The organism is Emticicia sp., assembly GCF_049241225.1.
In the GTDB taxonomy this organism is placed as follows: Bacteria; Bacteroidota; Bacteroidia; order Cytophagales; family Spirosomataceae; genus Emticicia.
The window spans coordinates 33,206-48,401 of the sequence record NZ_JBMLRC010000020.1 but is presented as its reverse complement, the minus strand read 5'-3'; the positions used below and the strand labels follow the sequence as shown (position 1 = coordinate 48,401).

16 protein-coding genes are annotated in these 15,196 nt (G+C 36.7%); 11 read left to right on the top strand and 5 right to left on the bottom strand.

The features are described from left to right. Nucleotides 1–75: 75 nt before the first annotated feature. A complete protein-coding gene (locus ACOVO2_RS01220) occupies nt 76–1,749 on the bottom strand; it encodes a DivIVA domain-containing protein (RefSeq protein ID WP_421768218.1) in 1,674 nt (557 codons plus the stop codon). A gap of 106 nt (nt 1,750–1,855) precedes the next feature. Further along, the gene (locus ACOVO2_RS01215) at nt 1,856–2,761 is read right to left on the bottom strand and encodes a WD40 repeat domain-containing protein (protein WP_421768217.1); all 906 of its coding nucleotides are present in this window, start codon (nt 2,759–2,761) and stop codon (nt 1,856–1,858) included. 171 nt (nt 2,762–2,932) lie between these two features. Here ACOVO2_RS01215 and ACOVO2_RS01210 point away from each other — a divergent pair, with 171 nt between their 5' ends. Further along, entirely contained in the window at nt 2,933–3,442 is a 510-nt protein-coding gene (locus ACOVO2_RS01210; RefSeq protein ID WP_421768216.1) for a phosphoheptose isomerase, read from the top strand. Between the two features lie 43 nt (nt 3,443–3,485). On the opposite strand, the gene ACOVO2_RS01205 is transcribed toward ACOVO2_RS01210, so the two are convergent. The 3 genes from ACOVO2_RS01205 to ACOVO2_RS01195 are packed head-to-tail and all read right to left on the bottom strand — an operon-like array spanning nt 3,486 to nt 5,197. Next, entirely contained in the window at nt 3,486–3,926 is a 441-nt protein-coding gene (locus ACOVO2_RS01205; RefSeq protein ID WP_421768215.1) for a DinB family protein, read from the bottom strand. A 24-nt stretch (nt 3,927–3,950) separates the two neighbouring features. After that, nucleotides 3,951–4,364, bottom strand: a complete 414-nt coding sequence (locus ACOVO2_RS01200) for a GNAT family N-acetyltransferase (RefSeq protein WP_421768214.1) — start codon at nt 4,362–4,364, stop codon at nt 3,951–3,953. After that, on the bottom strand, nt 4,364–5,197 hold the full coding sequence (locus ACOVO2_RS01195) for a M48 family metallopeptidase (RefSeq protein ID WP_421768213.1): 834 nt from the start codon (nt 5,195–5,197) through the stop codon (nt 4,364–4,366). Before ACOVO2_RS01195 ends, ACOVO2_RS01200 begins: the two co-directional genes overlap by 1 nt. A gap of 216 nt (nt 5,198–5,413) precedes the next feature. On the opposite strand from ACOVO2_RS01195, the gene ACOVO2_RS01190 reads away from it, so the two are divergent. The 10 genes from ACOVO2_RS01190 (at nt 5,414) to ACOVO2_RS01145 (ending at nt 15,152) form a co-directional block, all read left to right on the top strand. After that, nucleotides 5,414–6,025, top strand: coding sequence for a fumarylacetoacetate hydrolase family protein (locus ACOVO2_RS01190; protein WP_421768212.1), 612 nt, complete (start codon nt 5,414–5,416; stop codon nt 6,023–6,025). Between the two features lie 107 nt (nt 6,026–6,132). Next, entirely contained in the window at nt 6,133–8,202 is a 2,070-nt protein-coding gene (locus tag ACOVO2_RS01185; RefSeq protein WP_421768211.1) for a M23 family metallopeptidase, read from the top strand. Beyond that, entirely contained in the window at nt 8,135–8,584 is a 450-nt protein-coding gene (gene bcp / locus ACOVO2_RS01180) for a thioredoxin-dependent thiol peroxidase (RefSeq protein WP_421768210.1), read from the top strand. Before ACOVO2_RS01185 ends, bcp begins: the two co-directional genes overlap by 68 nt. A gap of 190 nt (nt 8,585–8,774) precedes the next feature. Then, nucleotides 8,775–9,641 (top strand): transketolase, encoded by an 867-nt coding sequence (locus tag ACOVO2_RS01175; RefSeq protein WP_188765050.1) that lies wholly within the window; start codon nt 8,775–8,777, stop codon nt 9,639–9,641. Nucleotides 9,642–9,729: 88 nt separating this feature from the next. Next, nucleotides 9,730–10,686 carry a transketolase family protein gene (locus ACOVO2_RS01170; RefSeq protein WP_188765047.1) on the top strand — a complete coding sequence of 319 codons (957 nt, stop codon included), beginning with the start codon at nt 9,730–9,732 and terminating at the stop codon, nt 10,684–10,686. 292 nt (nt 10,687–10,978) lie between these two features. Further along, nucleotides 10,979–11,542: an RNA polymerase sigma factor gene (locus ACOVO2_RS01165; protein WP_421768244.1), complete on the top strand. Its 564-nt coding sequence runs from the start codon at nt 10,979–10,981 to the stop codon at nt 11,540–11,542. A 72-nt stretch (nt 11,543–11,614) separates the two neighbouring features. Continuing rightward, a complete protein-coding gene (locus ACOVO2_RS01160; protein WP_421768209.1) occupies nt 11,615–12,334 on the top strand; it encodes a hypothetical protein in 720 nt (239 codons plus the stop codon). Nucleotides 12,335–12,411: 77 nt separating this feature from the next. After that, nucleotides 12,412–12,852 (top strand): Spy/CpxP family protein refolding chaperone, encoded by a 441-nt coding sequence (locus ACOVO2_RS01155; protein WP_421768208.1) that lies wholly within the window; start codon nt 12,412–12,414, stop codon nt 12,850–12,852. Nucleotides 12,853–12,976: 124 nt separating this feature from the next. After that, a complete protein-coding gene (locus tag ACOVO2_RS01150; RefSeq protein ID WP_421768207.1) occupies nt 12,977–14,218 on the top strand; it encodes a pyridoxal phosphate-dependent aminotransferase in 1,242 nt (413 codons plus the stop codon). A gap of 103 nt (nt 14,219–14,321) precedes the next feature. Continuing rightward, nucleotides 14,322–15,152, top strand: a complete 831-nt coding sequence (locus tag ACOVO2_RS01145) for a S1 RNA-binding domain-containing protein (protein WP_421768206.1) — start codon at nt 14,322–14,324, stop codon at nt 15,150–15,152. Nucleotides 15,153–15,196: the final 44 nt, after the last annotated feature.

Genomic DNA, 15,196 nt, shown 5'->3' with positions numbered 1-15,196 from the left:
TAGCTATATTCTGTGAATGGAATAAAAAAAGGTTCAAGAAGCATCTCTTGAACCTCCCAAAATTTTTTTTTTCGATTATAAATTATCAAAAAATGAGCTTCCTGTCGAGCTTTCATTCTTTGCAATTATATCGTTTAGTGTAGGCAGAGGCGTGTTATCTTTAATTTGTACGTCATTTTTTTCCACCATTGCTTTTCTTATTGCGGCCTTCACTTTATTAACTTTTTCCAGCATTTCTTCTGTAATTGACTCAAGATTATTCTCCACTGGTGGATTTATTTGAGTACTCGGTGAAGTATGCCCTTCTAAATTCGGATCAACAACAATAGACTGCGTAGATGAGGTTTCTTCAACAACTGAATTTGATTCGAAAGCAGGCTTCTCTACTACTAAAGTATCTTCCAGCAATTGTTGATTGTTTATATTAGCCTCAACTGCTTCTTCACCTTTTTTCGGCTCTCTTCCACCAACTAGGTAAAACTTTAAAGCCTCTAAGTCATTCCAACGCCCTTCAGCTGCAAGTTTCGCTTGTTGAGTCCATGTACTTGGGTCATGTCGTGCAAACTGTGGGCCGGCATTGTCAAGAATTTCTTGTATTTTGTACACTGGCGTTATTGCCAAATCTCTAAAAGTAAAAATTCCCGAATCGTATAGAAGCATGGCTATTTTCGGCCCAATTCCTTCGATAATATCTAATTCATCGGCTTTTGGTGTTGGTATCGTTTTCTCAACCTCCGGCTCAATATAGTTATTCACTGAGGATGAAACGATTGTCGCTGGTACTTCTGGCATTTCTACCTGAGTGTCTTCAATAATTTCTAGTTCCTCAACAATTATTTTTTCGTCAATAATTTCTTCAACTAAAGGTTCGGTGACTTGTACGTTAACTGGAGCAGCCTCTTCTGCAATTTCATGATTTATTTCAGGTAACAGACTTGGAATATCAGCTTCCACTGAATCAGTGGTTGGCTCTACTATCTCTCCTGTTTCATTCACTACAGCAATTTCTGACTCTACAGATTCGATGATATCAACCGCATTTTCGGGCTCGATAACCTCAGGATTTGTCTGTTCTTCATCTGTAAGCATCGAGGTTGCTTCTTTGAATTTCGCCTCAACGCCCTCTTTATCAAATTTATCTTCAAATCGTTGAACATGCTCAAGAGTTGCGGTTGAAAGGCTACGCATCTGTACTAAAAGATTAGTCTTATAGTGATCCATCGCACGGAAATCTCTTTCCAACACTTTCACATCGCCCAGCACTTCTTCTTTGATATACCTTGCACGCTCTTCGGCTTGTCTGACGATGAGATTTGCTTTTTGTTGAGCCTCCATCAAAAACTTTTCTCCCTCTAACTTGGCCTCTTGTAGGTGTTTGTCAGCTTGCTGATTCGCCTGTTCGGTTATCATCGTACTAGTATCCTCAGCCGTTTTTAGAGTTTTGAATAGCGTCATTTCTATCTCACGCAACTTATTTGCTTCTTTTTCTGCTATTTCTAGTTGCATTCTTAGCATTTTGCTTTCATTGAGTACTCTTTCCCACTCCTGAGAAAGGTTACCCAAAAAGCTATCTACTTCTTCAATATTATAGCCTCTAAAAGTTTTTTCAAATTCATGCTGGCGTATTTCGAGAGGTGTAATCTTCATTTTTAAAAATGTTTTAGGGAATTCTGAAACGTTTTCTGATGACTGAGCAGTAGGTCTCTGCCCTTTTCGATTGCTGAAATACTCAAAAAATAATATTTTCAATCAAAAATTAAATTAAATATAAGTTAATCAGCAAAAGTAACAAAAAAAGTATGTTTAATATTTAAAATTTAATACATTTATTCAAATACAATGCCATTTAATCGATTTAGAAATTTAGTTCCCAAACCGAAATAGTGCGATCATCACTTGCTGAAACTATCTGATTGTTGAATTTTGTCCAAAGAACTTTATTAACTGATGTACCATGCCCAGCGTGTCTGGCTCGGTCAATTACCTTTAAAAGTTTAAAGCTTTCCGCGTTCCAAATCTTCACAGATTTATCCATGCTGCAAGTGGCAAAGTATTTATAATCAGGGCTGTAAACAATATCATTAATGGCAAAAGTATGAGCTACTATTTCCTTTTCTAAAGCATATTTTTGCTCAACATCCCAAACTTTTAATCGGGCATCTCTACTACCTGAAAGCAAATACCTAAAATTAGGAGAATATTTTAATGTAAAAACTGAGTTAAGGTGAGCTTCTATGACTTGTTTTAACTGGTAAGTCTGCAAATCAAAAATTTTAATGGTGTTATCGCTAAATCCAACAGCAAACTCTCTTTCGACCGGATTGATCGATATACATCGAGCACTCATTTCTGAGGCTTTTATATGCTTAATAAAATTGAGGTTGTCACAATCAATAATCGAAATCACGCCATCTCCACCAGCAACAAACGCTATGTTTTGGTAAACCTGTATGTCAAAATAATTAGTTGGAGCTAACTTTAAGGTTTTAAGTTCTTTTTTTGTTTCGATATCAATTACATGAATTCCTTCAAAGTTTTCTATGATCCATAGATGATTTTCGGCTGGTATGTAAACCATTGAATAAACCGAATGCCCAACTTTCGCTATCATTTCACCAACATCTGGCTTTTGCAAATTCCACCTTACAACAAAACCATCACCCGCAGCCGAAAAAAAACGGTGGTTTTCATTTGTGTTTTCTAATGCATAAACGCAATCTCTATGCCCAGTAAACGTATCAATTTTTTCAACTGTTATCATATACGATTCTCAATATTTGCCCATTAAATTACTTTTTTGAAAATATCGAGGAAACAAAATAATAAATATGACTATTTGAGTTTATTACTGTAAAAAGCAGAACTAAGTCATAAAAAACACTAATTTTGCATGCAAAATTAATTCATTAAAACTTCATTCTTACACAATCACATGAATTTTTCAGCCGAAACAGAAAAAAAAACAGTATTTGATACTGTTGAGAAAAACATATTGGAATTAGGATTCAAAATCGATAAACAAGATCAGAGTCGTCCGTGGGGTGGCTTTTTTGTTTTAGACGAATCTCAAGCTCCACAGTTTATACAAACTTACTTCCCTCACTTATCTCTCAATGATTTTGGGGTTGGACAAAAACTTAGTCCGAAAATTTTAGTTGTTGCTCCACAAAAACGTCTTTCGTGGCAATATCACTTCCGCAGAGCTGAAATCTGGAAAGTTATTGGTGGTGTTGCAGGCGTCGTAACCAGCGAAACTAATGAAGAAAACGAACTTCAAACATTGCCAATCGGGACCATCATTAATCTTAAACAGGGTGAAAGACACAGATTAATCGGACTCGATAGCTGGGGAATTATTGCTGAAATTTGGCAACATACCGATGCTGAAAACCCTTCTGATGAAGATGATATTGTAAGAGTCCAAGACGATTTTGGTAGATAATATAAGGAAGGCTTCCCTTTGAGGGAAGCCTTCCTTTGTTATACTAATTTATCAATCTTCTATGATAATTCACTTGACCAAGATGATAATTAAGGTGTGAAAGTAAATGAATTAAAAAAAATTCATTTGTATCATTGCCCTCGTAAAACTCTGTGGTGTGCTTTTGTGCTAATACTTCGGCAGAGATGCTCGGCAGAACTTCATGGAGCATTAATCTAGTCGAATTTACCCTTTCAATCAGAATTGCTTTAGGTATATTTTTATCAGAAAACTCCAATGGCCTATCTCTTACGTAATTGGTGCCACCTAATTGATGCCCAATATAATGGTTTAGATTACCAATCAAGTGCAAACAAATATTGCCAGCTGAATTATTGATTTCGGATTCAATTTTCCATAAATCAATCTCATTTTTATAAGACTCAATTTCTTCACATAAGCGTCTCAAATCACGATCATAAAGTTTAATTAGAGAGTTAAGCATATTTTATCTTTTTCTACCAATACATTAATTAATTAACGCCAGTTCCATAAGTACATAGTCCTTTCCATTTTTTCGGATAATATCAGAAGCTACTTTCATTCCAAATCGTTGATAAAACTCGATGGCAGATACTCGGGCATTACATTTTAGATTTACTAGTTGCATTTGTTTTGCCTCAGTTATTACATGATTTAATAGCTTTGATCCAAAACCTCTTCCCTGAAAATACTCATCAGTGGCAAATTTTCTAAAATGTCCTTCATTACCATTTACAAATAAGGAAATCACAGAAACCAGAATCTCCTTTTCATAAACACCAAAATGTAGTCCTTCTTCATCGTTGAGAAGGACTACAAATTCGAGTGGTTTATTTGGCCACATCACTTTATGCCTTAGCGGCCAAGTATCAGAAGCTTCAATTTGTCTAATTTCCATCATTATCTACTGGTATATGCCTTGTAATATTTCTGTGCTTGTGGCATTTGTTTTTCTAAGTCAGCAATACGTGTTTCGTCGGCTGGGTGAGTCGAAAGCATTTTTGGAGGCTTCTGTGATTTCGCACCTGCTTCTGCCATTCTTTTCCAAAAATCTACGGCATTTGAAGGATTATAACCAGCCATTGCCATAAAAATAAGACCTAATTTATCGGCCTCAGATTCTTGGCGTCGGCTATTTGGCAAAACATAGCCAAGTTGAGAGCCAACCCCTAACACTTGTCCGGCTATTTCCATGACTTGTTGATTCCCGGTTGCAACTCCTGCACCTACAGCTCCGATTTGTGTGATACCTTGAGCAGCTAAAGCCTGACTCATTCTTTCACGACCATGACTGGCAATAGCGTGAGCGATTTCGTGTCCCATTACAACAGCAACACCTGCTTCATCCTTGCAAATTGGTAAAATACCAGTATAAAAACAAACCTTCCCACCAGGCATACACCAAGCATTTAACTCTTTATTTTGAACTAATTTAAATTCCCATTGATACCCATCAATTACTTGACTATAATTATTCTGAATCAAATAATTTTCTACTGCCGTTTTGATTCTTCCACCTACACGGGCAATCATTTCAGCATCTCTATTATTTTGAGATACCACTTTAGATGTATCCATGAAACCTTTATACTCAGTGAAGCTCATAGTCATCATTTGTTCGTTAGATACTAAGCCAACAAATTGTTTGCGATTAGTAAGTGGTACTCGCTGGCATGCCCATATAATTATCACTAAACCTAATGCAGTGATCGAAGATTTAAAAATTGTTCTCATTGTTTTCTATAATTAAAATTTACTTTTAGACGTTTTATTGTTAAAAAAATCACACTTATGAAAAAGTATTTTTCTGAAAACTAAAAAAAATTATGCCAAGCTAAGGGTGCTTACAAATGATTTATTGCCTATTTTTGTAAACAGAATTGAAATTTTTCCTTGCAAATATTGTCAATTCATCCGAAAGTCTTTCTTCAAATTTTATAATATTTTTTCATGAAAATCATCGCTATTGGTCGAAACTACGCCGAACACATCAAAGAACTTAATAACGAACGACCTGACGAACCCGTTATATTCACCAAACCCGAAACGGCAATTCTACGCGACGGAGAGCCATTTTATTATCCTGATTTTTCACAAGACATTCATCATGAAGTTGAGATATTGGTTAAAATCAGTAAAATGGGAAAAAACATTGAGGAAAAATTTGCCCATAAATACTACGATGAAATAGGAATTGGTATTGATTTTACAGCTCGTGATATTCAATCTAAATTAAAAGCAAAGGGTTTACCGTGGGATTTAGCCAAAGGATTCAATGGCTCCGCTCCTATTTCAAATTTTGTTCCTAAATCAAAATTTGCAGATTTGACAAACCTAAACTTTCACTTGGACGTCAATGGTCAGCTGCGTCAAGAAGGCAATACTTCAATGATGCTCTATCCGATTGATACCATCATTGCTTTTATCTCAAAATACTTTACCTTAAAAACCGGAGATATTATTTTCACTGGAACTCCAGCAGGTGTTGCGGCTGTAAAAGCTGGCGATACGCTAACTGCTTACATCGAGAGTGAAAAAATGTTAGAATTTGAAGTAAAATAATTGGGGATTCTGGCATTCAGATGCTCTGATCTGATTTAAAACATAAATAAAAGAAGTTAAAATATTTTACATATTAATAAATCCCTTACTTGGGGTTATGGGTACTTATGATTATTACACGTATTTTAAGCACGCTTTTGCTCATAACCTATTTATTATCGGATACCTCTTCAAATAGAGTTTTTGCCCAAAGAAGAAAAAATAATCAAAAACAAGAATATCCACAAGGCTATTTTATGTTTCCGATTCAGCCGGGCCAGCAAGCATCATTATCAGGTGGTTTTGGCGATCTACGCACAAATCATTTTCATGCAGGTGTCGATATCAGAACAGGAGGAGTAGAAGGCTATCAGGTATATGCGGCAGCCGAAGGTTACGTTTCAAAGATTAGAGTAATGCGTGGTGGCTATGGGAATGTTATTTATATTACACACCCCAATGGCTACACGACGGTTTATGGTCACTTGAAAAACTTTAATGCTCGAATCGAACAATACGTTCGTCAGAGAGAATATAATCAGCAAGTTTGGGATATAGAGCTTTCACCATCTCCAAAAGACCTTACGGTGAGGAAAGGCGAAATTGTAGGAATTGGTGGTAATACTGGTGCATCAGGTGGGCCGCACCTCCACTTTGAAATTCGTGATGAAGCCGAAAACGCCATTAATCCTTTAAAATTTGGTTTTTGGGAAATTCAAGATTCGCAAGCTCCTGTCATTGAGCGAGTTATCTTAAAAACTCTTAATGCCTATTCACGCGTAAATGGCGAATTTGGCCGAGTTTCTATTGCTCCTACTCGCACCGCAGATGGTAACTACACCATTCCAACTATTGTTAAAGCCCATGGTACAATTGGTCTCGAACTCAATACCTATGACCGTAGCCAAAACTCTCCATTTCGTTTGGGAGTAACTGACGTTGAGGTAAAAATCGATGGAAACACCAGCTATAAACTTAGCTTAGAAAAAATGCCATTTGATATTTCGAAAGACATCAATGTACATATTGATTATGACATTGCCGAAAGTAATGGCGTTAGAATTCAGAAATGCTATGTTGCGGATGGAAATCGTCTTTCAATTTACGAAACTGACCAAAATCAAGGCAAAATTGTTATAAAAGATAAAGAAATCCACCGAGTTTCGGTTGAGGTGAAAGATACCTACGGCAATACTTCAATTATGAATTTTTCGATTCAGGGCGACCAACCCAATGAAACTTTTACCGAAGAATTAGCCGAAGAAAGTAATTATTCAGGGAATATATCCACCTCAATTACTGAAAATACATTGGCAATAAGAGCAAAAAATGCAAAAGCACCAGCCGCAATTCTACAGTACAAAGGCATACCAACAGCCGTTCCGCTAGCTTACCGTCGAGGGCCTGAATCAGTTTATTTACATGATTTGAACAAAGGCATTGCCGATTTTATTCAAGTCGAAAACAGTTCTGAAAGATTAAACATTAAGCAAGAAGTTTTACCGCAAAAGGGTCAGTATTATTCAGAACCTAATTTAAATATTGATTTTGCGGATGCCCTTTATGATACTCTATATCTAAAAACTACAATAGGTGGAAATCGTCTTTCGATAAATACCGAAAAAATTCCACTTAAAGATTTTATAACTGTAACTTGGACTCCATCGGGAGTGGCAGCCTCTCCGAAAACAGGTGTCTATTATGTAAATGATGGTAGAAAATATTTGGGAGGTACATGGCTCGGCAATCAGATTCAGTTCAAGACCAAAGAATTAGGCGATTTCCAAGTGTTTACTGATTACGAAGCTCCCAATATTAGACCGGTAAGAATTGATTCAACCGAATTGCGATTTACGATTTCAGATGCACTTTCGGGTATCAAAAACTTCAACTGCTATGTAAATGGCCGCTGGGTATTGATGGACTACGAATATAAATCTAACCGCATTTGGTCAATAAAACTTGATGAGTCAGAAACATTTAACGGTGATTTGAAGTTAGAGGTAACAGATAATGTAGGTAATTTGGCTGTTTATGAAGTCGATATCGACGAATTTATTGCCACACAAAGAGCCATAAAAAAAGTTACGAAGAAGTCATCATCGAAGAAAACCTCAAAAAGCAAGAAAAATGTCTCTAAAAGTAGGAAGTCCAGCTCCAAAAATTCAAGCAAAAAATCAACTAGGAAACGTCGTTAATTTATCAGATTATTTAGGCAAAAAAGTAATACTATACTTTTATCCCAAAGATTCCACACCTGGTTGCACCGCACAGGCATGTAGCCTTCGAGATAATTATGAAACGCTTTTGGCAAAAGGATATGTAGTTTTAGGTGTAAGCGTTGACGACGAAAAATCGCATCAAAAATTCATAAAAAAATACGAGTTACCATTTGATTTGCTGGCCGATACCGACCAAAAAATTGTGAATGATTATGGTGTTTGGGCCGAAAAATCAATGTATGGCCGTACTTACATGGGTATCGTACGCACAACTTTCGTGATTGATGAAAAAGGTATCATCGAAGAAATCATTCAGAAAGTAGATACAAAAAATCATGCCGAGCAGATATTAGGATAAACCCAAACAGCTGATTTTTAACACGATAAACCTTTCAAAACACAAAAACCTCACATTCGTGAGGTTTTTGTGTTTTGAAAGCAAGATGTATTGCTTACTTTTGCATAATACTAAGTAAAATATTCCTTTTTTATATTTTTTTATTACTTTTGTATTAATTGTATATTTGACACTTAATAATTATTTGTAAATGCAAACCAAAGAATTACAAGACATCGCTTCGCAGGTACGTCGAGACATCGTTAGAATGGTTCATGGCTGTCAATCAGGTCACCCAGGTGGTTCATTAGGTTGTACTGATGTAATTGTTGGACTTTACTTCCAACAAATGAAAATCAACAACCGTAAAGGTAAAGGCGGATTCCTTACTTTTAACATGGACGCCACAAACGAAGATTTATTTTTCCTTTCAAATGGCCATATTTCGCCTGTTTTTTATAGCGTTTTGGCTCACAGAGGCTATTTCGATAAAGCAGAATTGGCTACTTTCCGTAAAATAAATTCACGTTTACAAGGTCACCCGACTACGCATGAGCATCTTCCAGGTATCCGTATTGCGTCAGGTTCACTCGGACAAGGCTTGTCGGTAGCAATTGGTGCAGCATTGGCGAAACGTCTGAATGGCGAAAAAACTACGGTTTATTGCCTAATGGGCGATGGCGAGCAACAAGAAGGACAAGTTTGGGAAGCAGCACAAGCCGCTCCGCACCACAAATTGGACAACTTGGTTGGTATCATCGACTTAAACGGACAACAAATTGACGGCCCGACTGAAAAAGTAATGTCGAACCGTGATTTGAAAGCTAAATACAAAGCATTCGGCTGGAATGTAATGGAAATCAAAGATGGTAATGACATGGAACAAGTAGTAGCGGGTTTGCGTAAAGCAAAACGTTTATTGGGCAAAGGTCAACCAGTAATGATTTTATTAAAAACTGAAATGGGTGCTGGCGTTGACTTCATGATGGGAAGCCACAAATGGCACGGTGTAGCTCCAAACGACGAGCAATTGGCAGCAGCATTGGCTCAACTACCAGAGACTTTGGGAGATTATTAAACCAAATCAATACTAAGTTTAAGTTATTCAAGAAAACCTCTCCAATCAAACACTCATTGATGATTGTTTGAAAAACGATATTATAAAAATGACAAAATATCCATTTACCGAGAAAAAAGATACACGCTCTGGATTCGGAGCGGGCATGACCGAGCTTGGTCGCACAAATCCTAATGTCGTGACACTCTGTGCCGACTTAGTGGGTTCATTGAAAATTGATACGTTCATCAAAGAAAACCCTGAGCGTTTTATCCAATGCGGTATTGCTGAGGCAAATATGATAGGTGTAGCGGCTGGTTTGACAATCGGTGGAAAAATTCCGTTTGCTACAACTTTCGCTAACTTTGGTTCGAGCCGTGTATATGACCAAATCCGTCAGTCAGTAGCTTATTCTGACAAAAACGTTAAGATTGCCGTTTCACATGCTGGTCTCACATTAGGCGAAGATGGTGCAACTCACCAAATCTTAGAAGATTTAGCCATGATGCGTTCATTACCAAATATGACAGTTATTAATCCTTGTGATTTTAACCAAACAAAAGCGGCCACAATCGCCGCTGCCGAACACGAAGGTCCAGTTTACTTACGTTTTGGTCGCCCAGTTGTGCCAGTTTTCACAGCTCCTGACCAAAAATTTGAAATCGGAAAAGCATGGATGGTTTCGGAAGGTAAAGATGTAAGTATCTTTGCAACAGGTCACTTGGTTTGGGAAGCAATTCAAGCGTGTGAAATTTTGGAAGCAAAAGGCATCAGTGCTGAAATCGTTAATATTCACACTATCAAGCCTCTAGACGAAAAAGCTATCTTGAAATCTGTTCGTAAAACAAAATGCGTAGTTTCGTGCGAAGAACACCAAATGAATGGAGGTTTGGGCGATGCAATTGCTCAGACTTTAGCGAAAAACTTTTTAGCTCCACAAGAATACGTAGCGGTAGATAATTCATTCGGTGAGTCTGGAACTCCTGCTCAATTGATGGAGAAATACGGCTTAAATGCTGCAACAATCGTTGAAAAAGCATTGAAAGTGATTGCAAGAAAAGGATAATACTTACATACTCAATAAAAAGTGCTGATTACATACCAAGTAATTAGCACTTTTTTATTTTTAGCAAAAGTAGCAATTAAACTGAAAGTTTTTTTTTACCGAGCGTCGGTCGCCACGGAGTTGCCCGGAGTTTCACAGAGTTTTGCTATTTTTCCTTGTATAACTCCGTTTCGTACTTCGTGTTCCTCTGGCAAAACAGTGTCAATTAAATTGTTCTTAATACTTATTCATTTTTAAATTAAACTTTGGGCAATTTAATCAGTCAAACCAATATCAAAGATTTTTTTGTATGATCTCCGATTCGGAACTGCTATTACAATTTCAAGACGATTTAAAACGTCAGGAAGCATTTACTCAACTGATAAAAAAATATCAGCAGAAAATCTATTGGCATATTCGTAAGATGGTAATCGACCACGACGATGCCGACGATGTTGTGCAAGAAACCTTCATAAAAGTTTGGCAAGGCCTGCAAAACTTTAGAGCTGACTCACAACTATATACATGGATTTACAGAATTGCTACCAACGAGAGTCTAAATTTTTTACAAAAAAAACGTCGTCAGAATCACGTACCACTCGAAAACGACGATAGTCTTGATTTGCTCAATACGCTTGAAAGTTCGATAAGTCAGGATTATATTTCGGGCGATGAAATACAAATAAAATTACAAAAAGCACTTTTACAATTACCTGATAAACAGCGACTTGTATTCAATATGAAGTATTACGACGACATGAAATACGAAGAAATCTCTGAAATAACAGGCACTTCGGTTGGAGCTTTAAAAGCGTCTTATCATTTAGCAGTCAAGAAAATTGAAGAAACGCTTAACAGCGAAGAAGCAAGTTTTTGATAAAAAAATTAAACCATTTTAAAATATGTTTGTCAAAACAACGTTCTGATAAACTTTTGAAGTAAATACACGATGATTTCATTAGATAAAATAGCAAAGATCAACGTTTTCAAAATACCAATTAATTATTTTGAAAATCTCAATGCTGCTATTTTAAGACAGACAATCGAAGCGGTCGAAACTCAAAATCAATCAGCTAAAAAAATGCCTTTCTCAATGCCCGAAGGCTATTTCGATACACTTTCGGCCAAAATTATGGGACGAATTGAGCAAGCTGAAAAGAAAAATATTAGCTTAGAAGATTTAGAAAAAGTTAATATTTTTAAAGTTCCAGAAAACTATTTCCAAGAACTTGAGCTTAATACAAATATTGAGAGGTTTGGCAAAGCGAATATCTACAAAGTTCCCGATGGCTATTTTGATGGCTTAAGCAAAAATATTTTATCAAATATTGCCCCCAAAAAAGCTAAAGTAATTAATGTTAATTGGTGGCAAACTCAAAAAATCAGATGGTCGGCTGCGGCAAGTGTCATTCTGATGGCGGGTTTATGGTTCGGAATTGCTGAGTATAATAAAGACAAAACCAAACTGGCCTTAGAAAAGGTAAGCAATGATGAAATAAAAACGTATTTAGAAACCCAAGATTTAAGTTATCTCGAATACGAATCAAGTACTGAAGCAGCTCAGAATACCATAAAGCCAGCTGATAATAAAGTATTGGATGGCCTGAATCTTGATAAACAAGCAATTTTGGAGCATCTCGAAAATCAAGATTTAGAAGAAGAAATTTAATAAGAGGTCTGACAGACCCCAAAAATAGAGTTTTATTACCATAAACTGGTCAGACATTCAGTCAGACCCCAAGTACGATGAAAAAAATAGTTTTTATACTGCTGCTTATTCCGATAATCTCAATGGCACAAAACCGACAAGGTGGCGGCGGCGGGAGATTGCAAAAAATTCATTCTGCCAAAATAGGTATGATTACCGAAAGGCTAAACCTAACACCCGAGCAAGCTCCACAATTTTGGGCGGTTTATAATGAATACGAAAACAAAAAAATCGAATTAAAAAAATCAATCCGTCGCACCATGGAAGATGCAGTTTCGTTGGCTGCAACTGATGATAAAATACTTTCAGCTCAAAAACAAGTTATAAATCTTCGCCGAAAAGAACTTGATTTAGAAGAAGAATACATGAATAAGATTCTTCGAACAATCACTCCTCGACAGTTTTCTGAACTCAAACGTACCGAAGCAAATTTTAACAAGATGCTTCTTGAAAAGCTAAACGAAAAAGCCGATAATTAATAATTTGGAGTTATAATTGCAGGAAGGCTTCGCTTTGAGCGGGGCCTTTCTTATTTTTATTCGTAAAAAGCAAAATAAAGCACGATTTTTGACTAATTTTGCGTAGAAATTATTCCTTTTGAAGATGCAAAACAATATCAATAAAAGTAATCGTCTCAATAATTTGAGTTATGCCATTCGTGGACCCGTTTTCGAGAAAGCACAACAACTCGAAGCCATGGGACAAAAAATTATCAATCTGAACATCGGAAACCCAGCCCCGTTTGGCTTTGATGTTCCTGACGAGATAGTTCACGACATGATTATGAATATCAGAAATGCACAAGGTTATGTGCATCATCTCGGTATTTTTGCTGCTCGAAAGGCCATCATGCACTATACGCAACAGATTGGTATTCACGGAGTTACGATTGATGATATTTTCATAGGAAACGGTGTAAGTGAATTAATCGTAATGACCATGCAGGCATTACTAAACGAAGGAGACGAAATTCTGATTCCTTCACCTGATTATCCACTCTGGACAACTTCAGTGGCACTTTCTGGCGGAAAACCCGTACATTATATCTGCGATGAAGAATCGGATTGGAATCCAGATTTAGATGATATTCGTCGAAAAATCACTCGCAAAACCAAAGGAATTGTCGTCATTAACCCAAACAATCCAACTGGAGCGGTATATGATAAAGATATTTTGGAAGGAATCATAAAAATAGCGGCCGAGCACAATCTGATAGTTTTTGCCGATGAAATCTATGATAAAATCCTTTTCGATGGGGCAAAACACATTCCAATGGCATCTTTGAGCGATGATGTTTTTGTAATGACCTACGGTGGTTTATCGAAAAATTATCGTGCAACAGGTTTCCGCGGAGGTTGGGTAATTTTGAGTGGTGCTACCCACCGAGCAAAGTCATTTGTAGAAGGCTTTACACTCTTGGCGAGTTTACGCTTATGTGCAAACGTACCAGCTCAATATGCCATACAAACCGCTCTTGGTGGCTATCAAAGTATCAACGATTTAGTTGCACCAACTGGGCGTTTATGCAAACAACGAGACTTAGTTCATTATAAAATAACTGATATTCCTGGGGTTACGTGTGTAAAACCTAAGGGAGCTTTGTATCTTTTCCCGAAAATAGATTTGAGAAAGTTTTCGTTCAAAGACGATGAACAATTTACTTTCGATTTATTGTGCGAACAAAAAGTATTGGTTGTGTCGGGCACTGGCTTTAATTACATAAAACCTGACCATTTCAGAATTGTATTCTTGGCATCATCCGAGGAGTTAGAAACAGCCACCGGCCGTATCAGAAATTTCTTAGACCATACCCGCACACGAGTTGACGAATTAGAATTAGCTTAAACTAATTGAAAATGTAGAATTAAAATTTGAGAGTTATGATGTAGAAATTCTCAATTATTCATTTTCATTTTTAATTACTCATTTTCAATTATTAATAAAAAAGATGCTCGATTTAGGAGTTAAAAATACGTTAAGAATTTTACGTGGTACAGGCGTAGGAATGTTTTTGGGCGATGCCGAAGGAAATGATGTATTGCTGCCAAAGAAATATATCCCCGAAGATGCAATCGTGGGTGATGATATTGAGGTATTTATTTACCGAGATTCGGAAGATAGAATTATTGCCACCACCCTCGAACCCAAAATCCAACTTAACGAATTTGCTTACTTACAAGTAAAAGCTGTTACACAAGTGGGGGCTTTCCTCGATTGGGGGCTCGAAAAAGATTTGTTTGTGCCGTTTAGAGAGCAAAACAAAAAAATGGAAGTTGACAAATGGTATGTGGTGTATCTTTACATAGATGAAGACACCGACCGTCTGGCTGCTTCCTGCAAAGTAAATCGTTTTTTCGAGAAAGAAAATATTGATTTAACCATCGGGCAAGAAGTAGATATTTTAGTATTTGAAGAAACAGATTTAGGCATGAATGCCATCATTAATAACCGATACAAAGGTTTAATCTACGAAAATGAAATTTTTCAGAGAATAAAGGTAGGTACACGAACCAAAGCTTATGTAAAGAATATTAGAGATGACAAACGCATTGATTTGAGCCTTCAAAAACAAGGATATGCCAACGTAGAACCCAATGCCGAACGAATCTTAGAAAAACTAAAAGCTAATAATGGTTTCTTAGATTTGACTGATAAAAGCGATGCCAATTATGTGATGTATCAGCTTGAAATGAGTAAAAAAACTTTCAAAAAGGCAGCTGGGGCTTTATATCGTCAGCGAATCATCAGAATTGAAGAAGATGGTATTTACTTGAACTAAATATCTACAACAATAGCAAACAAAAACGCTCAAACAGTTCGGAA